The sequence below is a fragment of the Streptomyces beigongshangae genome (assembly GCF_019710745.1).
In the GTDB taxonomy this organism is placed as follows: Bacteria; Actinomycetota; Actinomycetes; order Streptomycetales; family Streptomycetaceae; genus Streptomyces; species Streptomyces beigongshangae.
Genome location: NZ_JAHKJW010000024.1, coordinates 35,566 through 60,050 on the forward strand (window position 1 = coordinate 35,566; position 24,485 = coordinate 60,050).

General features: G+C 73.3%; 26 protein-coding genes. 11 read left to right on the forward strand and 15 right to left on the reverse strand.

Annotated features, from left to right (window positions below; genetic code table 11):
• Positions 1-139: 139 nt before the first annotated feature.
• Positions 140-841, forward strand: a complete 702-nt coding sequence (locus tag KM933_RS20005) for an SDR family oxidoreductase (RefSeq protein WP_221354076.1) — start codon at positions 140-142, stop codon at positions 839-841.
• A 33-nt stretch (positions 842-874) separates the two neighbouring features.
• Complete coding sequence (locus tag KM933_RS20010; RefSeq protein WP_221354077.1) at positions 875-1,447, forward strand: TetR/AcrR family transcriptional regulator; 573 nt, start codon at positions 875-877, stop codon at positions 1,445-1,447.
• A 96-nt stretch (positions 1,448-1,543) separates the two neighbouring features.
• Here KM933_RS20010 and KM933_RS20015 read toward each other — a convergent pair whose 3' ends face one another.
• On the reverse strand, positions 1,544-1,882 hold the full coding sequence (locus KM933_RS20015) for a helix-turn-helix domain-containing protein (RefSeq protein WP_221354078.1): 339 nt from the start codon (positions 1,880-1,882) through the stop codon (positions 1,544-1,546).
• Between the two features lie 523 nt (positions 1,883-2,405).
• On the opposite strand from KM933_RS20015, the gene KM933_RS39440 reads away from it, so the two are divergent.
• Positions 2,406-2,534: an LPFR motif small protein gene (locus KM933_RS39440; protein ID WP_308013467.1), complete on the forward strand. Its 129-nt coding sequence runs from the start codon at positions 2,406-2,408 to the stop codon at positions 2,532-2,534.
• A gap of 204 nt (positions 2,535-2,738) precedes the next feature.
• Complete coding sequence (locus tag KM933_RS20020) at positions 2,739-3,188, forward strand: spore-associated protein (protein WP_221354080.1); 450 nt, start codon at positions 2,739-2,741, stop codon at positions 3,186-3,188.
• Positions 3,189-3,255: 67 nt separating this feature from the next.
• Here the strand turns inward: KM933_RS20020 and KM933_RS20025 are convergent, their stop codons facing one another.
• Positions 3,256-3,732 (reverse strand): Lrp/AsnC family transcriptional regulator, encoded by a 477-nt coding sequence (locus tag KM933_RS20025; RefSeq protein WP_221354082.1) that lies wholly within the window; start codon positions 3,730-3,732, stop codon positions 3,256-3,258.
• Positions 3,733-4,062: 330 nt separating this feature from the next.
• Between KM933_RS20025 and KM933_RS20030 the strand changes: the two genes are divergently transcribed.
• Positions 4,063-5,571, forward strand: a complete 1,509-nt coding sequence (locus KM933_RS20030) for an FUSC family protein (RefSeq protein WP_221354228.1) — start codon at positions 4,063-4,065, stop codon at positions 5,569-5,571.
• Positions 5,572-5,742: 171 nt separating this feature from the next.
• Positions 5,743-6,786, forward strand: a complete 1,044-nt coding sequence (locus KM933_RS20035) for a lactonase family protein (RefSeq protein WP_221354084.1) — start codon at positions 5,743-5,745, stop codon at positions 6,784-6,786.
• Between the two features lie 90 nt (positions 6,787-6,876).
• Here the strand turns inward: KM933_RS20035 and KM933_RS20040 are convergent, their stop codons facing one another.
• The 4 genes from KM933_RS20040 to KM933_RS20055 form a co-directional block, all read right to left on the reverse strand.
• Entirely contained in the window at positions 6,877-7,800 is a 924-nt protein-coding gene (locus tag KM933_RS20040) for a sirohydrochlorin chelatase (RefSeq protein WP_221354086.1), read from the reverse strand.
• A gap of 161 nt (positions 7,801-7,961) precedes the next feature.
• Complete coding sequence (locus tag KM933_RS20045) at positions 7,962-9,011, reverse strand: N-acetylglucosamine kinase (protein ID WP_221354088.1); 1,050 nt, start codon at positions 9,009-9,011, stop codon at positions 7,962-7,964.
• A complete protein-coding gene (locus tag KM933_RS20050; RefSeq protein ID WP_221354090.1) occupies positions 9,008-9,685 on the reverse strand; it encodes a uracil-DNA glycosylase in 678 nt (225 codons plus the stop codon). Before KM933_RS20050 ends, KM933_RS20045 begins: the two co-directional genes overlap by 4 nt.
• 123 nt (positions 9,686-9,808) lie before the next feature.
• On the reverse strand, positions 9,809-10,894 hold the full coding sequence (locus KM933_RS20055; RefSeq protein WP_221354092.1) for a WD40/YVTN/BNR-like repeat-containing protein: 1,086 nt from the start codon (positions 10,892-10,894) through the stop codon (positions 9,809-9,811).
• Positions 10,895-11,124: 230 nt separating this feature from the next.
• Here KM933_RS20055 and KM933_RS20060 point away from each other — a divergent pair, with 230 nt between their 5' ends.
• Complete coding sequence (locus KM933_RS20060; RefSeq protein WP_221354094.1) at positions 11,125-11,871, forward strand: SDR family oxidoreductase; 747 nt, start codon at positions 11,125-11,127, stop codon at positions 11,869-11,871.
• Between the two features lie 53 nt (positions 11,872-11,924).
• Here KM933_RS20060 and KM933_RS20065 read toward each other — a convergent pair whose 3' ends face one another.
• On the reverse strand, positions 11,925-13,004 hold the full coding sequence (locus KM933_RS20065; RefSeq protein WP_221354096.1) for an NADH:flavin oxidoreductase/NADH oxidase: 1,080 nt from the start codon (positions 13,002-13,004) through the stop codon (positions 11,925-11,927).
• Between the two features lie 151 nt (positions 13,005-13,155).
• Between KM933_RS20065 and KM933_RS20070 the strand changes: the two genes are divergently transcribed.
• Positions 13,156-13,515 carry an ArsR/SmtB family transcription factor gene (locus KM933_RS20070; RefSeq protein WP_221354098.1) on the forward strand — a complete coding sequence of 120 codons (360 nt, stop codon included), beginning with the start codon at positions 13,156-13,158 and terminating at the stop codon, positions 13,513-13,515.
• Positions 13,516-13,575: 60 nt separating this feature from the next.
• Here KM933_RS20070 and KM933_RS20075 read toward each other — a convergent pair whose 3' ends face one another.
• On the reverse strand, positions 13,576-14,949 hold the full coding sequence (locus KM933_RS20075) for an FAD-dependent oxidoreductase (protein ID WP_221354099.1): 1,374 nt from the start codon (positions 14,947-14,949) through the stop codon (positions 13,576-13,578).
• Positions 14,950-15,147: 198 nt separating this feature from the next.
• Between KM933_RS20075 and KM933_RS20080 the strand changes: the two genes are divergently transcribed.
• The gene (locus tag KM933_RS20080) at positions 15,148-15,675 is read left to right on the forward strand and encodes a DUF6214 family protein (protein WP_308013468.1); all 528 of its coding nucleotides are present in this window, start codon (positions 15,148-15,150) and stop codon (positions 15,673-15,675) included.
• 147 nt (positions 15,676-15,822) lie between these two features.
• On the opposite strand, the gene KM933_RS20085 is transcribed toward KM933_RS20080, so the two are convergent.
• Positions 15,823-16,479, reverse strand: coding sequence for a DUF305 domain-containing protein (locus KM933_RS20085; protein ID WP_308013469.1), 657 nt, complete (start codon positions 16,477-16,479; stop codon positions 15,823-15,825).
• A gap of 193 nt (positions 16,480-16,672) precedes the next feature.
• Between KM933_RS20085 and KM933_RS20090 the strand changes: the two genes are divergently transcribed.
• Complete coding sequence (locus tag KM933_RS20090; protein WP_221354104.1) at positions 16,673-18,175, forward strand: LVIVD repeat-containing protein; 1,503 nt, start codon at positions 16,673-16,675, stop codon at positions 18,173-18,175.
• Here KM933_RS20090 and KM933_RS20095 read toward each other — a convergent pair.
• Positions 18,163-18,906 (reverse strand): TetR/AcrR family transcriptional regulator, encoded by a 744-nt coding sequence (locus tag KM933_RS20095; protein WP_221354106.1) that lies wholly within the window; start codon positions 18,904-18,906, stop codon positions 18,163-18,165. The genes KM933_RS20090 and KM933_RS20095 overlap by 13 nt on opposite strands.
• A 262-nt stretch (positions 18,907-19,168) precedes the next feature.
• Between KM933_RS20095 and KM933_RS20100 the strand changes: the two genes are divergently transcribed.
• Positions 19,169-19,414, forward strand: coding sequence for a DUF2630 family protein (locus KM933_RS20100; RefSeq protein ID WP_221354108.1), 246 nt, complete (start codon positions 19,169-19,171; stop codon positions 19,412-19,414).
• Here the strand turns inward: KM933_RS20100 and KM933_RS20105 are convergent.
• The 5 genes from KM933_RS20105 to KM933_RS20125 all read right to left on the reverse strand — a co-directional run bounded on the left by KM933_RS20105 (position 19,402) and on the right by KM933_RS20125 (position 24,227).
• Positions 19,402-20,169: an HAD family hydrolase gene (locus tag KM933_RS20105; protein WP_221354110.1), complete on the reverse strand. Its 768-nt coding sequence runs from the start codon at positions 20,167-20,169 to the stop codon at positions 19,402-19,404. The genes KM933_RS20100 and KM933_RS20105 overlap by 13 nt on opposite strands.
• 164 nt (positions 20,170-20,333) lie before the next feature.
• On the reverse strand, positions 20,334-21,641 hold the full coding sequence (locus tag KM933_RS20110) for a GDSL-type esterase/lipase family protein (RefSeq protein ID WP_221354112.1): 1,308 nt from the start codon (positions 21,639-21,641) through the stop codon (positions 20,334-20,336).
• A gap of 202 nt (positions 21,642-21,843) precedes the next feature.
• Positions 21,844-22,527, reverse strand: a complete 684-nt coding sequence (locus tag KM933_RS20115; RefSeq protein ID WP_221354114.1) for a phosphatase PAP2 family protein — start codon at positions 22,525-22,527, stop codon at positions 21,844-21,846.
• Positions 22,528-22,594: 67 nt separating this feature from the next.
• Positions 22,595-23,527, reverse strand: coding sequence for a M56 family metallopeptidase (locus KM933_RS20120; protein ID WP_221354116.1), 933 nt, complete (start codon positions 23,525-23,527; stop codon positions 22,595-22,597).
• A 148-nt stretch (positions 23,528-23,675) separates the two neighbouring features.
• A complete protein-coding gene (locus KM933_RS20125) occupies positions 23,676-24,227 on the reverse strand; it encodes a DUF5134 domain-containing protein (RefSeq protein WP_221354118.1) in 552 nt (183 codons plus the stop codon).
• Positions 24,228-24,485: the final 258 nt, after the last annotated feature.

Below are 24,485 nucleotides of genomic sequence, written 5' to 3' on the forward strand. Positions count from 1 at the left end.
GTGGTCCCGCCGTCACGGCGGGACCACTCCCGTTTTCCGTGGCGACCGGGCTTGCGCTGTAAAACCGATCGGTTTACTCTTCGGAAGAAGGGAAACCGATCGGTTTCCCCGTGCTGAACGGTTGAGTCCGGAGGGTGTCATGACCGCAATCGAGGGTGCCGTCGTCCTGGTCACCGGTGGTGCCAGGGGCATCGGCAAGGCGCTGGTGGAAGGGCTCCTCGACCGGGGGGCGGAGAAGGTGTACGCCACCGCCCGCGACCCGCGGACGGTCACGGACCCCCGGGCCGTACCGCTGGCCCTGGAGGTCACCGACCCCGCGTCCGTCGCGGCGGCAGCCCAACAGGCCGGGGACGTCACCGTTCTGATCAACAACGCGGGTGTCTCCATGCACACGTCGTTCCTGGAATCGCCGGTCGACGACGTGCGCAAGGACTTCGAGACCAACTTCTACGGGCCGCTGTTCACCGCCCGGGCGTTCGTCCCCGTGATCGAGCGCAACGGGGGCGGCCACATCCTGAACGTCCACTCGGTGCTGTCGTGGATCGGCCTGGCCGGCTCGTACAGCGCCTCCAAGGCCGCCCTCTGGTCCCAGACCAACTCCCTGCGGCTCGACCTCGCCCCGCGGGGGATCGGTGTCACCGGACTGCACGTCGGGTACGTCGACACGGACATGACCGCCGCGATCGACGCCCCCAAGTCCCTGCCCGCGGACGTGGCGGCCCAGGCGCTCGACGGCATCGAGAGCGGGGCCTTCGAGGTGCTCGCCGACGACCTGACCAGGCGGGTCAAGTCCGGTCTGGCGGCCGACATCCCGGTGCTGTACCCGCAGCTGGCCGCCTGATCGCCCCCTGTCCCGCGGAGGTAGTCTCGCTCCATGGCCACCAGCACGGACAAGACATCCACGAGGGACCGGCTGCTCGACGCGGCCACGGAGCTCTTCTACCGCGAGGGTGTCTCCATCGGTGTGGAGGCGCTGTGCCGGGCGGCAGGGGTGTCCAAGCGCTCGATGTACCAGCTCTTCGAGAGCAAGGACGACGTGCTGGCGGCGAGCCTGGAGCGGCGTGCGCCCGAGTACGGGCGACGGCTCGGTCTGGGCGACGAGAGCCCCCGGCCGCCCCGGGAGCGGATCCTGCACGTCTTCCGGCAGCTGGAGGAGGTGTCGGCGGAGGACGGCTACCGGGGCTGCCCGTTCCTGTCGGCGCTGGTCGAGCTCAAGGACCCCGGGCACCCGGCCAGCGTCGTCGCCCTGCGGGCCAAGGGCACGCTGCTGGAGGCATTCAGGGCGGAGGCCGAGCGCGGCGGCGCCCGCGACCCCGAACTCCTCGCCCGCCAGCTCGCCCTGGTCTTCGACGGTGCGAGCGCCCGGGCCGGCGCGAAGGCGGAGACCCTGCGGGGCCTGACCACGACGACGGCCGCGGCCCTGCTCGACGCGGCGGGCGTGAAGTGAGGCCGGGACACGGCGCCGGACCGGAAGCCGCCCGGCGCGGCCGGTCCGGGTGCGCCGGTGCGGGTGCAGGCGCCGGCGCCGGTGGGTGCGGACGGTTCAGACCGCTGTCGTGCGGCGGGGGTCGTGCGCGGTGTGCTGGTGGGCGGCGTTGATGCGCCGGGCCTCTTCGAGCTGGTCCTCGAGGATGACGATGCGGCAGGCGGCCTCGATGGGGGTGCCCTGGTCCACGAGTTCACGGGCGCGGGCCGCGACGCGCAACTGGTAACGGGAGTAGCGGCGGTGTCCGCCCTCGGAGCGCAGCGGAGTGATCAGTCGTGCTTCGCCGATGGCGCGCAGGAAGCCGGGGGTGGTGCCGAGCATCTCGGCGGCCCGGCCCATCGTGTAGGCGGGGTAATCGTCGTCGTCGAGACGGCCGAACGCGTCGTCTGCTGTCATCTCGCCTCTCTGTGGGGCACACGTCGAGGGGCCCTGGCGCCGTACGGCACCAAGGCCCCGAAGGAACTGCTGCACCATCCGCACGTCGAACGCCCGGGCGATCCGATGGTGCTCAACTCCTCCGTTCTTCCTCTTGATCCATCACTTGCCGAACTCCCCGGTACGCGCGCCCGCAGCCGACGCCTTTACCGGGGCACCGCTCATCGACCTCGCTGCTGAAATGCGCACTGCTTCATCCTGCGCACCACTTCCCGGCAGTTCGTCTCTGCCGGGCCTGCTCGATCTCGGTTACGGAAGAAACCATAACCACCCCGTACTCCAATGTCTACTCCCGCCAGCATAGATTTTCGCACCTTCGGCGATGGGTTAATCACTCTCGGACGAGACCGGGAGCAGGCGCCGCGGACAAGGGCGGGAAAGGGGTCGGTTTTTGTGGACGATCACCGGGCACACGCCCCAATGACCGGCCGTACAACGGCACATCAGATCCGGCGCCCGCGCCGGAGGCGAATGGAGGCCCACCGTGTTGAAGGCAATCGCAGACGTTCTTCGGTCCATCGGCGGAGCCATCGCGACTGTCGTCACCCTGCCGTTCCGGGCCGTGGCACGGCTGTTCGGCGGCGCGTCCAGCTCCGCCCGCGGCCAGCACTGACCGGCGGGCCGGCGCGTGGCCGCGCCGACACCCCGGCACCCCTGTACCGAAGCCCGGCTGGAACCCCCGTCCAGCCGGGCTTCCTGCTGCCCGGGCGGACCCCCACCCGGGCCGCTTTTCCTCCGGGCACCACACAACCGTTCCGCGGCCCCGCGTGTCACATGGAGCAGGAGCAACCGGCTCCGAGGACCACAAGGGGGAAACATGAGATTCAACCGTTCCGTCCTGACCGCCGCCGCGCTCGCCCCGCTGGCCTTAGGTGCCACGACCGCGCTGGCGGCGCCCGCCTCCGCCGCGCCCAACACCACGCCGCAGAAGGTCTGCGGGAGCGCCTACAAGACCGTGAACTCGGCGCCCGTCGGCTCCCTCGGCACCGTCTACCTGACGTACAACGCCGCCAACGCCGAGAACTGCGTCGTGACCATCCGCAGCACCCCGGGCACCGCGGTGGACATGGGCGCGGGGATCTACGTCCCCGACACGGGGGAGAGCGCTCAGGACAGCGGCCGGTACACGTCGTACGCGGGACCGGGGTACGTGTACGGCAAGGGTCACTGCATCGACTGGGGCGGCAACATCGGCAACGTTTACGTGCAGATGACGGGCTCCAACTGCGCGGCCCTCAAGGAACACCGGGTCACCCGGACCCGCTGATCCGCACTCCTCCCGGCCGTCCTGCTCCCCACGTGCCCCGCGGCCGTGGGGAGCGGTCGCGTCCCGGTCATGCCCGCGCCGTACGGCCGATCGACTCCACCAGCGGCAGCACCCGCTGCGGCACCCGCTCGCGCAACGCCACCTCCGTGCGCGTGCGGACCACCCCCGGCAGGCTGATCAGCTTCTGGATCACGTCCTCCAGGTGCCCGTTGTCCCGCGCCACGACCCGCGTCAGCAGATCCCCGCCGCCGGTGATCGAGAACGCCTCGATGATCTCCGGCACGGCGGCCAGCGCGTCCCCCACGTCGTCGAGATGCCCCTGGGTGACCTCGATGTGCACGAAGGCGAGCACCGGGTGGCCCAGCGCCGCGGGGGAGAGGGAGGGGCCCGTCCCGGTGATCACTCCGTCCCTCTCCAGCCGGTCGAGCCGCGCCTGCAGCGTGCCGCGGGCCACCCCCAGGACGCGGGCGTACTCCCGCACGCTGGTGCGCGGCTGCTCCAGCAGCAGCCGGAGGATCCGGGTGTCGAGCGCGTCCACGGTCATGGTCCGTTGGTCTCCCTGCGGTCTTCGATGATCGTTTCCGACTGTACCAATGGCCCAGCGGATCACGAGCCTGTTGAGCCGGTGCGTCCCTCCTGCTTAACGTGGGGGTACTGATGGCGTCGTGAAGCGCCGGACGGCAAGGAAGCCGTACCGGACCCGCGGCGCCATTCCCATGCGCCGCGTGTGCCGCGAGCGGGCCGGCCGCGCGCGTGTCCGGTCCTGGAGCCGCACGCACGGGCCGCGACGTGCGACCGGCACCGCGACGTGCGACCGGCACGGAACGGGGCGACACAGGAGACGGAACAGGGAGGGCTGCCCACGGTGAAGAAGATGTTCACGGCTCCGGACCCGGGCCTGCTGCGGCTGCGGATCTCGCTGCGGGCGGTCCTCGGCATCGGCCTCGCCGTGACCTTGTCGGAACTCGCCGGGCTCCCGCTGCCGGCCTCGATCGCCGGCGGCCTCACCGCGCTCCTCGCGCTGTTCACGGTCGGCGACCCGACCGTACGCGGCCAGGCCGTCACCACCGCCCTGCTGCCCGTCGTCGGCTTCCCGGCCCTCGCCCTCGCGAGCGTGCTGCACACGGCACCGGCCCTGCGCGACGCGGCCTGGCTGGCCGTGATCTTCTGCGGCGTGTACGCCCGCCGCTGGGGACCCCGCGGCCACGCGCTCGGCATCTTCGCGTTCATGACCTTCTTCGTCACCCAGTTCCTGCACGCGGTCCCGGACCGGCTCCCCCAGCTGTACGCCGCGATGACGCTGGCGCTCGCGGCGTCCTCGGCGGTGCGGTTCGGTGTGTGGTGCGTCGAGCGGCGCACCCCGGCACCGGTCACGCCCGCGGCACCGGCCGGCCGCGGCCTCTCCCGGCCGACCACCCGCCAGGCCTTCCAGGCGACGGCCGCCTGCGCGTTCGCCGTCGCCGCCGGCCCGGTCCTCTCGCACGAGCGGTGGTACTGGGCCGTCGGCACCGCCTGGTGGATCTTCGTCAACACCTCCTCGCGCGGCGAGACCCTCGTACGCGGCTGGCGGCGCGTGGTCGGCACGGTCGCCGGCATCGCGGTGGGACTGCTGGTCGCCGTGCCCCTGGACGGCGCCCCGGCACCCACGGCGGCGATCGTGGCCGTCTGCGTCTGGGGCATCTTCTACACCGCGCCGCTCTCCTACAGCTGGATGATGTTCTTCGTGACCGTGCTGGCGGGCCTGCTGTACGGCCTGCTCGGTGTGCTGGACCCGGCTCTGCTGGGCCTGCGCCTCACCGAGACCGCCGTCGGCGCCCTCGGTGCCGTGCTGGCGGTCGCACTGGTCCTGCCGGTCACCACGCACGCGGTCACCGACCGCTGGGTGGGCCAGGCCGTGCGTGCCGTGCACGGCTGCACCGCGGCGGCGGCCCGGCGCCTCGCCGGCGACCCCGAAGCCGACCCCGCGGCGCGGGCGGCCGAACTGGAGGTCCTGCTCGGCCGGGTCCGGTTCTCCCTCGCACCGCTCGTGCACCCGCTCAACCCGGTGCGGGCCCGCAAGGAGCGCGCCCGTCAGGTGCTCGCCCTCCTGGACGAGTGCGCCCGGGAGGCACGGGGACTCGCGGCCGTCGCCGCCGACCCGGACGCCTCGCACGACGTACGCCTCACCGCTGCCTGCGGACGCGTCGAAGCGGCCGTGGAGGTCCTGGTCGGCGCGGTCCCGGAGCGCGCCGTGACGGCCGCCGCGGACGTGCCCGGCCACCACGCCGGGACCGGGCAGGTCCCTCACTCCGCGGCCGAGCAGGCCCTGGCCCACCTCCACGGCCTGGAACGGGCGCTCGCCGCACTGGCCACCCCGCTGCGCGGCCCGCTCACGGGCACCTGAGGCATCCCGTACGCGCACGAGGCGTGCACCGTCCGGCGGCACACACCCGGACGCGCGGCGGGACGCGCGAGGGTTCCCGGTTGGTCTAGGCCATTCGCTGCTACCGTCGCCACCGAAGGCGTGCGGAAAACGCAGAGAAGACGCTGAGGCGCAGTACCGAGAGGGGACGCAGTGACGGACGGCGACGGACGGCGGCGACGGGCGTACATCGGCTCCTTCACGGCGGCGGGAGGACTGGGCGTGCTCACCGCCGCCGTGGACGGGCGGACCGGCGCCCTGACGCTGCTGAGCGCGGTGAACGGCGTCGCCGACCCCTCCTACCTGGCCCTGTCGCCCGGCGGGGACATGCTCTACGCGGTGAGCGAGACGGCGGAGGGCGCGCTCGCCGCCTACCGCGTGAAGGACGACGAACCCTCCCTGGCCGGCCCGCCGGTGCCGGTCGCCGGCAGCGGGCCCACCCATCTGAGCCTCTTCGACGGGCACGTCCTGACCGCCAACTACGGATCGGGCAGCGTCAGCGCCGTGCCCGTCCGCCACGACGGGAGCCTCGGCGCGGTCGCCGGTGTGCTGCGGCACGAGGGCTCCGGTCCGCACACCCCGCGCCAGCAGGACCCGCACGCCCACCACGTCCAGCCCGACCCGAGCCGCCGCTGGGCCGTGAGCGTCGACCTCGGCACCGACTCGGTGCGGGTGTGCTCGCTGCGCGACGGCACACTCGCGCTGCACCGGGAGGTCGCGCTGCGGCCCGGCTCGGGCCCCCGCCACCTGGCGTTCCACCCCGACGGCGAACGCGCGTACGTCCTCAACGAACTCTCGCCCACCGTCACCGCCTGCCGCTGGGACGCGGTCGGGGGCACGCTCAGACCGGTGGAGGAGACGCCCGTGCTGCCCGACCTGCCGGACGGCGACGCCTACCCGTCCGGCATCGTCGTGTCGCCCGACGGCCGCTTCGTGTGGACCGCCACACGCGGCCAGGACGTCCTCTCGGTGTTCGTGCCCGGCCCGGCCGACGCGGGCCTGCGGCTGGTCGCCACGGTGCCGTGCGGCGGCGTCTGGCCGCGGGCCCTGGCCCTCGACCCGACCGGCCGCTTCCTGTACGTGGCCAACGAGCGCTCCGGGAACGTCACCTGGTTCACGGTGGACCCCGGCACCGGCCTGCCGCAGCGCGGCGGGTCGGTCAGGGCGCCGGCGGCGTCCTGCGTGGTGCTCGACTAGCGGGGCCCGGCGGGGCCGGAACCCCGAAGGGCCCGGCTCCGGGAACGGGAGCGGGCCCTTCGGGGGTGGTGCGGGTGCGCGGACGCCTCGTCAGCGCACCGGCGCGCCCTGCGGCTGCTGCGGCGCGATGCCGAGGGCCGTCGTGTACTTGGCGAGCGCCAGCTTGCCGATCGCCGGGTACGAGCCCAGCGCCTCGGCGGCGGAACAGCCCGCCTCCTTCGCGGCCTCGTCGAGCAGACCCGGGTCGAGCTCGGGGCCGATCAGGTACGGGGCGAGCGCCAGCTGCTGGGAACCCGAGGTGCGCAGCTGCTCGGCGGTGGCCGCGATCGCGCCCTCCTCGTCCAGCGCCGCCGCCATCACGGGCACGGCGAGCCGCGCGGCGAGCAGCATGCCGGTGATCCCGGCCGCCTGCACGGCCTCGTCGCCGCCCACGGACGCCAGGATGATCCCGTCCGCGGCCGTCGCCACGGTGAACAGCCTGGCCCGGTCGGCGCGCGCCAGCCCCGCCTCGGACAGCCGCACGTGCAGCGCCTCCGCGAGCAGCGGGTGCGGGCCGAGCACATCGGTCAGCTCGGCCGCGACACGGCTGTCCATGACGGCCTGGCGGACACGGCGCAGCAGCGCGTGGTCCGGGCCGGCGAGCAGCGGCACGACCACGGCGACGGGGCCGTCGGGCTCCACCGCGTCCACACCGGCCGCGCGGGCCTGCTCGAAGCGCGCGACGCGCTCCTCGGAGGCGCGCGCGAGCACCGACTGGAGGGTGGGGAACTCCGTGTCGTCCCCGTCCAGGTACCCGATCCGGGCGTCGAGACCGGGCAGCTCGGAGCGCGCGATGCTCACGAGCTCCTCGGCGAGGCTGCGGGTGGCGGCGCTGGGCGTGCCCGGCACCGCGAGGACGAGCGCGGGCGCACCCTCGGGAGCCGCCAGCGGTTCCGGTCGGCGGTGCCGGCCGGGCTGGCGGGGTCGCGGCATTCGTACTGGCAGGCCGGACGCGGGCCCAGTGGGGGAGCTCATGGCGCCGAATGTTACTGGTTTCCTGGGCTTCCCTGTTCGGGGAGGGTGCAGGTGAGCGGTATCCGTCCGCTTTTGTCTGATGAGTTACGTACGGATTGATCTTCCTGGTTACCTGCCGATGTTTATCCGCTGATCACAACGGACGGTTCACGTCGGACGGTTCACAACGGACGGTCCCGCGATCGGACGCCGGGGGGTTCGGCATCCCGCACGACGTACAGCATGCTGTCGTCGGGCGGCAGCGTCAGACGGCCGTCGGCCAGCTCGACGGCGATATGCACGGCACCGTCGAGCGGGTCGCCCGCGGCCGGGACCTGCCGCGCGTACGGCAACCGGTCCGCGAGGGCGGCCCGCAGCGGTACGAGGAGGGGCTCGCCCATCCTCAACAGCCCACCGGTCAGGGCGAGCGGGACCTCCTCCGGGCACGCGCCGCCGGTCGCGCCGTCCGCCGGCGCGGGGCACACGGCGGCGGCCGTGTCGGCGATGTGCCGGGCCGCGGCGGCCAGGATGCCGGTCGCCACCGGGTCGCCGTCGTCGGCGCAGGCGGCCACCTCGGGTGCGAAGGAGGCCAGCACGGCCGGCCGGTCGGGCCGCGGATAGAGCCGTCCCGGCAGCGCGGAGGCGGATCCGAACACCGCGTCGACGCGTGCGAGGAGCGCGGCCGAGCCGTCGGGCCGCCCGTCGTGGCGGCGCAGCGCCGCGTCGAGGCCCGCCCGGCCGATCCACGCCCCGCTGCCGCTGTCGCCCAGCAGATGGCCCCAGCCGTCCGCCCGGCGCCACACGCGCAGGTCCGTGCCGATCGCGATCATCCCGGTGCCGGCCGCGACGACCGCGCCCGCCCGCTGCCCGAGCGCCCCGGTGTACGCCGTGACGGCGTCGGCGACCAGGGCCAGCCGCCGCACTCCCAGCTCACGGGCCAGCGCCGGGGGCAGCTCGGCGCGCAGGTCGTCGCCCAGGGTGGTGAGACCGGCGGCTCCGACGGTGACGGCCCGCAGCGTGCTCACCCCGGCGTCGGCCATCAACCGCCGCGCCGTCGGTACCAGTTGTGCCAGCAGGTGCCCGGCGTCGATGCCGCGCGGTCCGGTGCGCACCGGCTCCCCGGACACCGGCGGCGCCGTGGCCCGGCCCCCGTCGGCCACCAGGACGATCCGCAGCCCCGACCCGCCGGAGTCCACCCCCAGCACCCCCGGCCGGCCGCCGGGGCCGGTCACGGCAGCCGCCAGTCCACGGGGTCACTTCCCTGCCGGACCAGCAGCTCGTTGGCCCGGCTGAAGGGCCGCGAGCCGAAGAAGCCGCGGTCCGCCGACATGGGCGAAGGGTGCGCCGACTCCACCGAGGGCAGGTCGCCCAGCAGCGGCCGGGCATTGCGGGCGTCACGTCCCCACAGGATCGACACCAGCGGCTTCCCGCGCGCGGCCAGGGCCCGGATCGCCTGCTCGGTGACCTCTTCCCAGCCCTTGCCGCGGTGGGCGGCCGGCCGGCGCGGAGCCGTGGTGAGCGCCCTGTTGAGCAGCAGTACGCCCTGCCGGGTCCACGGGGTCAGATCCCCGTCGGACGGCGGGGGCAGACCGAGGTCGGTGCTCAGCTCCCGGTAGATGTTCAGGAGGCTGCCCGGCAGCGGCCGCACCTCGGGCGCGACCGAGAACGACAGCCCCACCGCGTGCCCCGGTGTCGGATAGGGGTCCTGGCCGACGATCAGGACTCGGACGTCGTCGAAGGGCTGCTGGAAGGCGCGGAGCACGTTCGGGCCCGCCGGGAGGTAGGTGCGTCCCGCGGCGATCTCCGCGCGCAGGAAGTCCCCCATCCCGGCGATCCGCCCGGCCACCGGTTCGAGGGCCCTGGCCCAGCCGGGTTCGACGATCTCATGCAAGGGTCGTGGTGCCACGGCGTCACCCTACTGCCGCGGAAGGGCTGTTGATCAACTCGACGCCGCCGTACGGCCCGCGGTGGTATGTGCCCCGTCCTCGGGGGGCGTTGACCCCGGGGCGGGCACGGCGGCCGGCGGCGCTCAACCGATCACCGCGGCCCGTACGCAGAGCACGTCCGGCAGATGGGACGCGAGCTGCTGCCAGCTGTCGCCGTCGTCGGCCGACGCGAACACCTCGCCGTTGCGGTTGCCGAAGTAGACGCCCGCCGGGTCGGCGCCGTCCGTGCACATGGCGTCGCGCAGCACCGTGCCGTAGTGGTCCTCCTGCGGCAGCCCCGCCGAGAGCGGCTCCCAGCTCCCGCCCGCGTCCGCCGTACGGAACACGCGGCACCGGCGGTCCGCCGGGACCCGGTCCGAGTCGGCGTTGATCGGGAACACATAGGCGGTGCCGCCGCGGCGGGGATGGGCGACGGCGGCGAAGCCGAACGTGGACGGCAGGCCCTCGCCGATGTCCGTCCAGTGCGTCCCCGCGTCGTCGCTGCGGTACACACCCCAGTGGTTCTGCAGATAGAGACGGTCCGGTGCCGCCGCGTCCCGCGCGACCTTGTGGACGCACTGGCCGAACTCGGGGTCCGGGTCGGGCAGGAAGACCGCCGAGATCCCGGAGTTGGACGGCTCCCAGCTCTCCCCGCCGTCGCGCGTGCGGAAGACGCCCGCCGTGGAGACCGCGACCGTCACCGCTCCCGGGTCGCGGGCGTCGGTCAGGATCGTGTGCAGGCCCTCACCGCCGCCGCCCGGTACCCACCGCGAGCGCGTGGGGTGCTCCCAGAGGGGACGGACCAGCTCGAAGGACTCGCCGCGGTCCGCCGAGCGGTACAGCGCCGCGGGCTCCGTGCCCGCGTACACCACGTCCGGCTCGGCCTCCGACGGGTGCAGCTGCCACACCCGCTCCAGTGAGGCACCCGTGTCCTGCGGGAACCTGACGGCGGGCCTGGCCGGCTCGGTCCAGGTGCGCCCCAGGTCGTCGGAGTGGAACACCGAGGGCCCCCAGTGGGCGCTGTCGCCGCCGACGAGCAGCCGCGGCACTTCGGTACGGGTGTCGATCGCGATCGAACAGACCGCCTGCGCGTTGAAGCAGGGGCTCTCGTCGAACTCCCAGGTCCCGCCGCGCCGCCGTGCGACGAACAGTCCCTTGCGCGTGCCCACCGTGAGCAGTACTTCGGTCATGCCGACCACCTCCGGACGTCGTTGTCTCAAGTGCCGGTCAGTCTGCACCCCGGCACTGACAGTCACCCTCGGACGGAATGTCGCCGCAGGTGAGGGCACGGGACGGAGAAGGCTGTCACAAGTACGGACCCTGTGCGGTCCACAGGGCGAGCGGATCCGATCCCCTCGCGCACGTCCCTCGTGCACGTCTCTCGCGCACAACCCTCGTACACAACCGGAAAGGTCGCCCCATGAAGATCGTAGTGATCGGTGGTACCGGACTCATCGGGTCGAAGCTGGTGGACAGGCTCCGGGCGGACGGCCACGAGGCCCTCCCGGCCTCCCCGGGCACGGGCGTCGACAGCGTCACGGGCAAGGGCCTCGACGACGCGCTGAAGGGCGCCTCCGTCGTCGTCGACGTCTCCAACTCGCCCTCCTTCGAGGACGGCGCGGTACTGGAGTTCTTCCGCACGTCCACGGGCAACCTCCTCACGGCCGGGGCCGCGGCGGGCGTGGGGCACCACGTCGCCCTGTCGGTCGTCGGCAGCGAGCGGCTGCCCGACTCGGGCTACCTGCGCGCCAAAGCCGTCCAGGAAGAGCTGATCAGGAAGTCCGGGATCCCGTATTCCATCGTGCGCGCCACGCAGTTCTTCGAGTTCGCGAAGGGCATCGCGGCCGGTGCCACCCGGGGCGGGACCGTGCGGCTGCCCTCCTCGCTCCTCCGGCCCCTCGCCTCCGACGACGTGGTGGAGGCGGTCGGCCGGGTCGCCGTGGCGGCCCCGCTGAACGCCGTCACCGAGGTGGCGGGCCCCGAGGAGCTGCGCCTCGACGAGTTCGTCCGCACGGGCCTGGCGGCGGAGAAGGACCCGCGGGAGGTGGTCACCGACGAGTCGGTCGGCTACTTCGGGGCGCACGTCCGGGGGCGCGAACTCCTCCCCGGTCCCGGCGCCCACCTGGCCGGAACCCGCTTCACCGAGTGGCTCGACCGCCGGAAGTAGAGCGCGCCCGCGGCGGACCCCACCGGAGCGGGGTCCGCCGCGGACGGGTCCCGTCAGACCGAGCGGTGGTACTGGTCCGGCACGTGCACGGCCGCCCCGAGCTCGCGGGCCGCGTGCCGGGCCCACGAGGGGTTGCGCAGCAGTTCCCGGCCGAGCAGCACGGCGTCCGCCTCACCGTTGGCGAGTATCTTCTCGGCCTGCCCGACATCGGTGATGAGGCCGACGGCGGCGACCGCCATGGACGTCTCGTCCTTGACCCGCGCGGCGAAGGGGACCTGGTAGCCGGGCCCGGTGGGGATGCGTACCCCGGCCGCGTTGCCGCCCGTGGACACGTCGAGCAGGTCGACGCCGTGGGCGGTCAGCCCGGCGGCGAAGCGGACCGTGTCGTCGGCGGTCCAGCCGTTCTCCTCCAGCCAGTCGGTGGCCGAGATGCGGAAGAAGAGCGGCTTGTCGTCGGGCCACACCTCGCGCACGGCGTCGACCACTTCGAGGGCGAAGCGCACACGGTTCTCGTACGAGCCGCCGTACGCGTCGGTGCGCCGGTTGGAGTGCGGGGAGAGGAACTCGCCGATCAGGTAACCGTGCGCGCCGTGGATCTCGGCGATCTCGAACCCGGCGTCCAGGGCCCGCCGCGCGGCGTCGGCGAACTGGCCGACGACCTCCCGGATCCCCTCCACCGTCAGCTCGGTCGGCACGGGGTGGTTCTCGTCGAAGGCGAGCGGGCTCGGTCCGAGCGGCTGCCAGCCGTGGGCGTCGGGCCCGACGGGCGCGCCGCCCTTCCAGGGACGCTCGGTCGAGGCCTTGCGGCCGGCGTGCGCGAGCTGGATGGCGGGGACCGTGCCCTGGGACGCCAGGAAGCGCGTGATCCGCCGGAACGCCTCGACCTGGGTGTCGTTCCAGATGCCCAGGTCGTACGGCGAGATCCGGCCCTCGGGGCTGACCGCGGTGGCCTCGACGATGATCAGGCCGGTGCCGCCGGCGGCACGCGCGGCGTAGTGCGCGAAGTGCCAGTCGTCGGGGGCGCCCGCCGAGGGCCCGTCCGGCGCGGCCGAGTACTGGCACATCGGCGGCATCCAGACCCGGTTCGGGACGGTCAGCTCGCGCAGGGTGTAGGGCTCGAAGAGCGCGCTCACGGCGGACTCCAATCGTGGGGCGGGGCCGGTTGACAACTCGTACGATAGACATCGTAGTACGGGAGATGTCAAACTACGAGAGTCCTCGTACAATCTCTCGTACGATGAGGGCCTCCGGAGGGACCTCCGGACCCGACGGACTGGAGTCGCCGTGACCACCGCCGCCCCGACCGGCAGCAGCCGCGACCTGCCGCACCCCCACCGCGGGGAGATCCGGCTGGAAGCCGTGCTGCACGCACTCTCCGACCCGCTGCGGCTGCAGGTGGTGCGTGAGCTCGCCGCCGACGGCGGCGAGCTCTCCTGCTCCCACTTCGACCTGCCCGTCACCAAGTCCACGACCACGCACCACTTCCGGGTGCTGCGCGAGGCCGGGGTGATCCGGCAGATCTACCGGGGCACCGCCAAGATGAACGGACTGCGGCGGGACGATCTCGACGACCTGTTCCCCGGCCTTCTCGACAGCGTGCTCGCGGCGGCGGCGCGGCAGGCCGCCCGGCTCGGGAACCGCTGACCGCCTTCGGCGGGAAGCGGGGGCGGAGGAAGCGGGGGAGCCGGGGGAGCCGAGGAGCCCTCAGGCGGTGCCCTGCCCCCTGGCCGCCCGCATCAGTGACTGCCAGTCGGGAAGTTTGACCACGCCCCTGCCGAGCGAGGCGCCCAGTTCCGCCTCCGCCCGTTCGATGGCCTGCCAGCCCGACCAGTCGACCGGGTGCAGTCCCTGGGCGCGCAGGGCGGCGAGCGGGTCCGGTGGCACCTCGCGCCGTGCGAGGGCGGGGGCGTCCGCCAGGAGCGAGGCCACCGTCTCCTTCGCGCAGGGGCGGTTGGTGCCGATGACGCCCGTGGGACCGCGCTTGATCCAGCCGGCCACGTACTCGCCGGACGCGACCGAGCCGTCCCGCAGGACACGGCCCGCGAGGTGCGGGACGGTGCCCCGGTCCGCGTCGAACGGCAGGCCCTCCAGGGGCACCCCCCGGTAGCCGACCGAGCGCAGCACCAGCTGGGCCTCGATGTCCTCGTACCGTCCCGTGCCCGTCACGCCCCCGCGGCCGTCGGGGAGCGTCCGCTCGAAGCGGACCGCGCCCACACGGTCCCCTCCCGCGTCCGGGAGCAGCTCGACCGGCCGCAGGAAGAAGCGGAGCCGGATCCGCCGGGAGCCCGCGGCCTGCGGCCGCTCGGCCCACCCGCGCAGCACCTCGACGTTGCGCCGCTGCACGCCGGGCAGGGCGGACGGATCCGCGTACGCGGGATCGAGCGCCAGCTCCGCCGGGTCCACGACGACCCCGGTGTCGGGCAGGCCGCCCAGTTCCCGCAGCTCCTTGGTGGTGAAGCGGGCCTGCGAGGGGCCGCGCCGCCCCACCATCCGGATCTCCCGCACCCGGCTGCCGGCCAGCGCGGCGAGGGCCGCCTGGGGAATGTCGGTCGGACTCAGTTCCGCGGCGCCGCGGGCCAGTATCCGGGTCACGTCCACCGCCACGTTCCCCACGCCGATGACGACCGCCGCCCGCGCGCCGGCCACGAAACCGCCCGTCGCGAAACCGTCGGGCACGGTGTCAGGGTGCGCGCTGTACCAGGACACGAAGTCGGTCGCCGACCAGCTGCCCGGCAGGTCCTCCCCGGGCACTCCGAGGTGCCGGTCGGTGGCGGCGCCCACGCAGTACACGACCGCGTGGTACAGCTCCCTCAGCCGGGCGGCCGGCAGCCCGTCCGGGCCGACCCGGACCCCGCCGAGGAACCGCACCCGCTCGTGCTCCAGGACCGTGCGCAGCGTGCCCTGCAACGACTTGATCTTCTTGTGGTCGGGTGCCACGCCGTAGCGCACCAGTCCGTACGGGCACGGCAGCCGGTCCAGGACGTCCACCCTGACTCCCGGCACCTGCTCCTGCTGGACGAGGCCCTGGGCGGCGTACACCCCACTCGGCCCCGAGCCGACGACGGCGACCTGCAGCACGGTACGACCCCTTCCCCGTGGCGAACGGCGAACGAGGAGTTCACTGGTGTCTCCCAGCATCGCACCGCACCGCGCGCCGGGGGAGGGGCGGGACGGTGTGCCGCGGGCGGAGCGGAGCGCTGCGCCGACGGTGTGCCGCGTGTGCCGCACGCGCGTGCCGGTTCACCACTGGTGTGATCGCGCGGTTACGTTGCGTCTGTGCTGGAAACATCCTTTCTTAATCTTTCCGATCGTGATGAGCCGGACGGGGCGGTGTCCGTACGGCGCGCCTGGGAAGTACGGGAGAACGACACCGCCACGACGTGGTGCGACGTCCGGCTGAGCTTCGGCGACGGCGCCGGGGTGGACCTGCTCGCGGCGGTGTGCGAGGGGTGCGTCTCCGTCGAGGACGTACGTGCCCGGCCCGCGCTCTCGCTCGACGACCTGGCGGTGCTCTCCGACTGGATCGAGGGGCCGCTGCTGGAGGCGTGCGGGGGTGCGGCCGCGGCGCCGGGCACCCAGGACGGCGCCGGGGGCTCCGAGAAGCGGCACGCGCGCCCGGCCCGGCCGCGCGGCGTCGAGAGCCGTCGCCTCGTCGCCGGGGAGTACCTGGCGGCCCAGCGGGCGGGCCGGGATCCGGTGCTCGCGGTGATGTCCGCGACGGGGCACGGGCGGCGCCGCGCGCTCAGGCTGATCGCGGGGGCGCGGGACGCGGGACTCCTCACGCCGCGCCACGTGCGCCGCTGACCCGCTCACCGCCGACCCGCTCGCCGGGGCCCACCGGTGCCCGCCGGGGCAGTTGCGTTTCGGGTGCGGGTGCGGGTGCGGGTGCGCGGGGCCGGCCGCGCGGTTCCCCGCGCCCCTTCGGGACGGGTCCCGGGGACGGGTCCTCCGTCACATCTCGCGCATCCGGCTGATCTCCGTCGTCTGCTGGGCTATCACGTCGTCGGCCATCTCGCCTATCTGGATGTTGTTGCCCTGCGACAGGACATCCGTGGCCATGGTGATCGCCCCGTTGTGGTGCGTGATCATCAGCTTCAGGAAGAGCTCGTCGAACGCCTTGCCCCTCGCCGCGCGCAACGTCTTCAGCTGCGGCCCGGTCGCCATGCCCGGCATCACGTCGTGGTGGTGCTTCCCGCTCTTCCCGCTCTGCCTGTCGCCGCCGTTGTTCTTGAGCCATGCCTCCATCGCCTCGATCTCCGGGCCCTGCGAGGCCGAGATCCGCTCGGCGAGCCGCTTGACCCGCGCCGAAGACGCCTGCTTCGGGGCGAGTTCGGTCATCTCGACGGCCTGGGTGTGGTGCTCGATCATCATCCGGGCGTAGTCGAAGTCGGCGGAGTTGGGCCTGTCGTCGTCGGAGCGCTGCTCCGCGGCCTCCTCGGCCGAGAGCGTCTCGGCGGCCTCGCCCGGTTTGCCCGGGGCGATCACCGAAGGGCCCGTGCCGGACGCGGACTTCGTGTCGTCGTCCGACCCCGTGCAGCCGCCGAGCGCGAGGGCGACGGCCGTCACGGACACCGTGACCAGACGGCGGGACGTACGGCGAGCGAGCACAGTGACCTCCTGTGGCACCTGAATTGGCAGACATCTTGTGAGTGTTGATGACCGTCCTAGCACGCTTCCGGACGCCATTGATCAAAAACATTCATTACGAATACGTTGCCGCCTGTTGATCTGTGCATGCTGAAGACGATACTGCGGAGGTACCTGAACCGTTCGACTTCGAACGGCGACAAGGGAGGACGCAGTGACCCTGTTGAACAACCACCGAACGCGGCGCAGACGTCTGGGCGTCGCCGCCACCGCGGCGGGCCTGCTGGCCGCACTGCTCACGGCAGGCCCCGCGGTCGCGACCCCCGACCCCGGGGACGCTCCGGTGACTCCGGAGAAGGTCTCCAAGAGCCAGGCGGCCGAGGCCCGGGCGGCGATAGCCGACGGCGAGATCCCCGGCCAGGACGAGGTCGTCCACTCGGACAACATCCGGCACCTCGCCAACATCCCCAAGGACGCCCTGCCGGGCACCAACTCGGACCTCGCCTTCCAGGGCAGGTACGCGTTCGCCGGCAACTACGACGGCTTCCGCATCTTCGACATCAGCAACCCGAAGGCCCCGAAGACGGTCTCCCAGGTGCTCTGCCCGGGTTCGCAGAACGACATCACCGTCTCCGGCGACCTGCTGTTCCTGTCGACGGACTCCTCGCGCAGCGACAACTCCTGCAGCAGCACCACGCAGCCCGCGACGGAGAAGTCCTCGTGGGAGGGCATGAAGATCTTCGACATCAGCGACAAGCGGAACCCGAAGTACGTCGCGGCCGTCGAGACCGCCTGCGGCTCGCACACGCACACGCTGGTGCCGGAGCGCAAGAACGTCTACGTGTACGTCTCCTCGTACTCGCCGAGCGCCACGTTCCCCGACTGCCAGCCGCCGCACGACGGCATCTCCATCATCAAGGTGCCGCGCAAGGCCCCGCAGAAGGCGGCGGTCGTCGGCTTCCCCGTCCTCTTCCCCGGTGAGGGCGCGGACGGTGGCGGCAACCCGGGCGGGCCCACCAACCCGGGCGTCTCCAAGACCACCGGCTGCCACGACATCACCGTGCTGCCCTCCAAGGACCTCGCGGCGGGCGCCTGCATGGGCGACGGCATCCTGTTCTCCATCAAGGACCCGGAGAACCCGAAGATCATCGACCAGGTCCAGGACAACGTGAACTTCGCGTTCTGGCACTCGGCGACCTTCAACCAGAAGGCGGACAAGGTCGTCTTCACGGACGAACTGGGCGGCGGCGGCGCGGCCACCTGCAACGAGGCCGTGGGCCCGAACCGCGGCGCGGACGGCATCTACGACATCGTCGGCAAGGGCGACAAGCGCAAGCTCGTCTTCAAGAGCTACTTCAAGATCCCGCGCCACCAGGCCGACACCGAGAACTGCGTGGCCCACAACGGCTCGCTGATCCCGGTCAAGGGCAAGGACATCATGGTCCAGGCCTGGTACCAGGGCGGCATCTCGGTCTGGGACTTCACCAACTCCTCCAAGCCGAAGGAGATCGCCTACTTCGAGCGCGGCCCGCTGAGCACCACGACGCTGGCCACCGGCGGCTCGTGGTCCGCGTACTACTACAACGGCCACATCTACTCGAACGACATCGCCAAGGGCTTCGACGTCCTGCGGATCGACGACCGCCGTACGGACCCGGCCAAGTGGAACCGGCAGAGCGAGCTGAACGTCCAGACGCAGCCGGACTACTTCGACTGACCGGCCGCGTCCGGCTCCTGGGTCCGGCCGTCATCGCGGCCGTGACCACCGGTCCGCCCGCGGGTGCGCTCCGCCTCGCGGCTCCCGGGGGCGAAGAACCGTGAGAGGTCTTCGCGGTACGCCCCGCCGGGCGCTTCGGCGCCCGGCGGGGCACCCCGCTCCCACTCCAGCCCGTAGCGCCGGAACAGCTCGGCCCGCAGCACCGGCACCGGCATCGGGACCCCGGGCACCAGGGCCGCGAACACGGCGCCCATCAGCAGGGCCCGCAGCATGGGGTAGTCGGCGGCGGTGTCCCGCGAGCCGTAGCGGACCACCGTGTCGCTGAGCAGCTCCGCCAGCCGGCGCTGTTCCGGGCACTGCTTGAAACCCTCGCCCTGCAGGATGCCCGCCATGTGCTGGCGCATCAGCACGGGGTGCTCCCGCGCGAGGCCCAGGACCGCGTCGATGGCCCGCGCCATCCGCTCCCGGCCGTCCTCGGTACGCGGCTCGCGCTCCAGCGCCTCCTCCAGCGTGCGGTGCATCAGCCGGTGCACGGCGGACTGGACGAGCAGACGCTTGCCGGGGAAGTAGTACGAGACGAGACCCCGGGCCGAGCCCGCGCGGTCCGCGATGTCGCCCAGCGTCGTGGCCTCGTACCCCCGCTCGCTGACCAGCTCCAACGCCGCCTGCAGAAGCCTCTCGCGGGAACGCCGCCGCAACTCTTCATTGACCGATGCGCTGCGAGGGGACATCCTGTGTACTCCTGCGTTGACTGGCTGCCAGCCAACTATACTCAGCGCATCCGGACCGGTCCCTCCGGGGACCTCGTCCGGGCTGCCGTCCGTCCGGGGCGACGCGGGGGATCGTCCCGGACGGACGGGCAGGGCACGGCACGGCCCTCCTGCCGCCGCTCCCGCCGCTTCCGTTGCGGGCACTTCCGCTGTCGCCGAGCCGCCGTCCGCTCCTTACAGTGGGCTGGACAGCGGGGGGCGGTTCCCAGGAAGGCGTACGCGCATGGACCAAGAGCAGATCCTGGCCAGGATCACGGCGATGGTGGACGACGAACGCAAGCTCCGGGACGCCCTCGCCTCCGGACAGATCGACAGCGCGACCGAACAGCAACGGCTCGGGCAGCTGGAACGCGATCTCGACCAGTGCTGGGACCTCCTGCGCCAGCGGCGCGCGAAGTCCGAGTTCGGCGAGAACCCGGACGACGCACGGGTGCGGCCGTCCTCGCAGGTGGAGAACTACCGGAACTGACGGGACAGGAGCCGTCGGCGGCCGGGCGAGCGGGGCTCGGGCCGTACGGGGGACGAGGCCGGGCGGGGGACCAGATCCAGCACGGGCCGCAGCCCGTTCGGCCGCTCGACGACCGGCAGATGGTCGACGAAGTGCACCCTGCACCCCACAGCCGCCGCCCCGCCGTCGGCCCGCCGGTCGTCCCCGACCATCAGCGTGTCGCGCGGATCGGCCCCGAGGGCGGCGCACGCGGTCACGAAGAGCCGGGCGTCCGGTTTCTGCACACCGTGCTCGTACGACAGGACGTAGGCGTCGATGTACGCGTCGAGGCCGTGCGCCCGGAACACGGGGCGCAGGTCCCAGCCGATGTTGCTGACCACCCCGACGGCGACCCCGCGCTCGCACAGCGTGTGCAGTACCTGGGCCGCGTCGGTGTACGGGCGCCAGGCGGCCGGAGTCCTGTGCCGGTCGTACAACGCGTCGTACAGCTGCGGAAGGGGCAGCTCCACCTGGCGGCAGAGACCGGTGTACGCGGCCCGGTGCAGTTCGGCGCTCTGGTCGCGGACCTCCCACAACGAGGTCAGCTCGTCGGGCAGCGGCCTCGACCGGGGCGCCCCGCCGGGCAGGGCGCCCACCGCCTCCAGTTCCTTCGCCGTGCGGATCAGCTCCTCGTCGGGCAGCCGTACGTCGGCCTCCGCCAGAACGGCACGCAGCCACGATCTGGTGGACTCGATACGGAAGAGGGTCCCGGAGAAGTCGAACAACACGGCAGCCATGGGGGGTCCTTACCCAAGCCGCGTACTCATCAGTCACTTCCGTGTCGTCACCCGCCGAACAGGCCGGATACCGCCTCCGTCACCCCGCCCGGGACGCCGCCGGCAGGTGTCTCAGCGCGGGAGGGACCGGCCGGGGACGCCGTGATGACGCACGGAGAGCAGGTTCAGCGGCGCGCGGCCGACGCGAGGAGCATCGGCAGCGACACGAAGTCGCCGAGTGCGCGCTGTCCGGCGATGTTGACGTGCACCCCGTCGCCGGTGTCGTAGGCCGGATCGATGCTGTTGGGCTTCAGCGGGTCCTTGAGCACCTGGTCGAAGTCCATCACGCCGTCACAGGTGTGGTCGCAGCTGTTCCGCTTCTTGACGAAGGTGCCGACGGCGTGGCGGTCGAGGTTGTTCCGGTCGGAGTAGCCGGGACGTGGGGTGACGGGCGTGACGTAGACCTCGACCCCGGCGGCGCGCAGGCGCTGGAACACCTCGCGGTAGCTGTGCAGGATCCGGTCGGCGTCACAGCCGTTGGCGAGGTCGTTCGTGCCGTAGTAGTACAGGACCCCGGTCACCCCGTGCAGGGCGAGCACGTCGCGCTCCAGGCGGGCCGCCGCGTCGAGGCCCTGGACCCCGGCGGGAGTGCGCGGGCAGGCGTCGGAGCTGGTCGTGCCGCCGATGCCCGCGTTGGCGACCGCCAACTGGCGGGTGCGCGGGAGTTCGGCCGTGATGCGGCGGGCGAGGTGGTCCGTCCACCGCTGGTCGGTGCCGTCCGGCGTGCACCCGGGGCCGCAGTCGGTGCTGCCGGTCCCGTCGACGACCGAGCTGCCGAACGCGACGATCGTGCCCTTGAGCGCCGGGTTGCGGACGTCGACGGCGCTGACCAGGTACGTGGAGCCGGTCGTCTGCGTGTAGGCGGAGCCGCTCGCCTCGCCCGTGTGGTCGCCCGAGCCGGGCGGGGTCAGGTAGTTGGTGCGGAACGCGCTGCTGTGTCTTCCCGGCGTGACCGTGCCGGACACGGACAGGGAGACCGCGACGTCGTCCTGCGCACGGGTCCTCAGCGACGTGGCGTCGCTCCACACCTCCCCGCCGGGCGGCACGACGACCCCGCGCCGGCCGTCGAAGGTGACGGTACGGACGGCACCGCTGACCGACGCGTCCCCCGCGCCGCTCCGGCCGACGGTGGCGGCGCCGACGGTCAACGGGTCCTTGCCGAAGGTGTTCTGGATCCGGACCCGCAGTGCGCCCCCGCCCTGGCTGAGCCGCGCGATCATGCGAACGGACTGGTCGCGCAGGGGGGCCGGGGCGAGTTCCTGCTGGGACTGCGCCCAGGACGTGAACCACGCGCGCCCGGACGGTCCGGTCGAGGACCGGTCGCCCGGGGCAGACGCCGCGGTGGCGGAGACCGCCGACCCGGACACCGCGAGCGTCAGGGCCAGGGCCGCCGCGGCGTGCCGCAGCGAGGGGGTACGGAGGAAACGGTGCATGGAGGTCCCTTCGGCGTGGTGCGGCCCCGGCGCGGGGGTACGGCCGCCGGAACCGCGGAGCTCGGTCCCGTAGGGCCTGCCCATGGGACTCCTGCGTCAGACGTGTCCGCCGGTGCCGATCGGGACTCCCGGGACGGACACGGCCGCCGGTTCGGACCGGCCGGACGGGTCCCCGGGCGGCGGCCGCCCGCCCGCCGCCCCGTCAGCGCGGCTCGCCGGCGCCCCGGAACCGGGCGTACGCGGCCATCGCGAGCGCCACCGACAACGCGCCCAGGAGCCAGCCGCCGAGCACGTCCGACGACCAGTGCACGCCCAGCCAGATCCGGGTGAGTCCCACGCCGACGACGGAGACGACGGACACGGTCAGCGCGGTACGCCACAGGAGGCGTCCGGCACCGTACAGGCGCAGGACCCACAGCAGCAGGCCGCACACCACCGTCGCCGTCATGGCGTGCCCGGAGGGGAAGGCGGCGAAGTGGGCGGAGTCCACGGGGTCGGGCCAGACCGGGCGCTCACGGCCGACGGCGGCCTTGAGTCCCTGCTGGAGCAACGTGCCGAGGAGGCAGGTGGCCGCCAGCCACAGGGCGAGCCACCACGCGCCGTGGTGCAGGCCGAGCCAGAGGACGGCGACGGCGACGAGGGCGCGCATCGTCCACGGGTCCCACACCCAGTCGGTGAGGATGCGGAACGCCTGGGTCAGATCCGGATCGTCGACCGCCCAGCGGTGCGTGGTGCGGGCGATGTCGCCGTCGAGGGCCATGAGCGGGTCCCAGGAGAGGGCGACCAGGACGAGCAGCAGCGCGGTGGGCAGGGCGAGGGCGGCGGCGACGCGCAGGGCGATCCCGGGGCCTGTCGCGTGGGGCGGCGAGTCGACGGGAGAGTGCATGGACAGATCCTCGCCGACCGGGGGGTCCGGAGGCGAACCCGGGGTTCCCCCGCGGGTGGTCCCCCGTTCACCCGAGCGCCCGCAGACCGGGCCCGAAGGCCACCAGGACCGGGACCACCGGCACCAGCGCGGCGACCGCGGTGAGCTTCAGCCGGCGGACGGGCGGGAGGCGGTCCGGGGGAGTGAGCAACCGGTCGACCCGCTGGGGGACATGGGCCCGGGGGGTGGGGCAGGGGCCGAACACACCGCTGTCCTCGTTGAGTTCCACCAGGGCGAGGGCGGTCGTCAGCCGGCCGAACCGGCGCGAGGCCATGTCGTCGGCGGCGAGTTCGACCAGCCGGTGCATCTCGTCGCGGAACGCCGCGAACACCGGGACCCGGGGGAAAGCGGTGGCCAGCGCGGCCGAGGAGTGCAGCAGCCAGTCGTGCCGGGCCCGCGCGTGCCCCTGCTCATGGGCGAGCACCGCGTCCAGCTGCTGTCCCTTGAGGCGGCGCAACGCGGCCGTGGTGACGACGAGCCGGGGTGTGGCACCGGGCAGCCACCGGGCGTCGGGGCGGTCGCCCTCGATGACGACCAGCCGCTCGCCGTCCGGCTTCTCGCCGGGCAGCAGCGGGGCGCGCAGCAGGAGTTCGCCGCGCCGGCGACGGCGCTCGGCCCTGGCCCCGGCGACCTCCCGGGCCAGCACGGTCGCGGTCCACACGCCACCGAGCGCGAGCGCCACGGCCGTCGCCGCGGCCCAGGGGCCTCCGGTGAACGCGTACGCCTCCACCACGGAGTGCGGGGCGGGGGCGAAGACATGACCGCGTACCGCCTGCCAGGCGGCGGCCGCGCTGAGCGCCATCGACAGCACGCAGCAGAGGAGCACGGCCACCACCACGCACTGCCACGCCCACAGGGCGACCACCGGTTCGCGGTCCTGCCAGTCCGTCCGGGCGAGCAGCCGCGGAGCGAGGACGGCGGCCAGGGCGCCGAGCAGCAGCAGTGCCGCGGGGACCATCATGGAGGCAGCCTATGAGCGGGGCGCGCCGCGGGATACGGCTCGCGCCCCCAAGTGACGCAGACCACGGTTTCGTACAGCCGGACAGGGCGGGCGGGGTGGACGGGGCCGCGTCCGGGGCGAGTACGGCCGGCCCGCGGCGCAGCGCACCTCAGAACGCGAGAAGCATCGCGAGCATGGCGATGCCCATGGAGAGTCTGCAGGCCCGGGCCAGCTCCAGCCGGTCGCCCCACCGGGCCGTACGCATCCCTCCGGCGGGCCCGGTGCCCCCCGGGGGCGCGGCGACCGCGACCGGGACGAGCCGGGCTCCGGCCCACAGCACGTACGCCGTGAAGTACGCGAGCAGCACCCCGGTGAGGGCGGGCACCCCCGAGTGCGCTCCGCTCGCCATCGCCGCGGCCATGTAGACCATGGCGAGCGCGCCCACCAGGTGGTGCAGGTGGCAGGCACCGCTCCGCGCCGCCCACAGGGCGTGCAGCGCGGCGGCCCCGAACACCGCCGCGTAGGCGGCCCACGCCCAGCGCGGCGGCGCCAGCACCGCCGCGGGCACCGCCATCGCGGCCATGCCGAATCCCATCAGCGCCTCGCCGCCCGCGGTGCGGCGCTGCTCCTCGATCCCGCTGCGCATCCGCAACAGGCAGTACGCCCCGGTCGCCGCGCACAGCGCGACGAGCGGCCAGCCGGCCGGTCCCGGTCCGTGCACCGCGCACCTCCCCGTTCGACGGTGTCGGACAGTCAGGTCGGGAAGATGCCCCGGTCGGCCGGAGCGCAAGCGAGCGCAAGGGAGTACGCGGGGGAGCGTGCGGCCATTCGCGTACTCCCTTTTCAAGTGCGGTGAGGACCGGTCGGGCGGGACGACGCGACACCCCGGCGGCGGCTCGGCGAGACGGTGTGCGCCCCCTCCCGCCGGCGGGCGGCACCCCCGGGCGCGGGCCGTCCCGGAGCGCGCGGCCAGGAACTG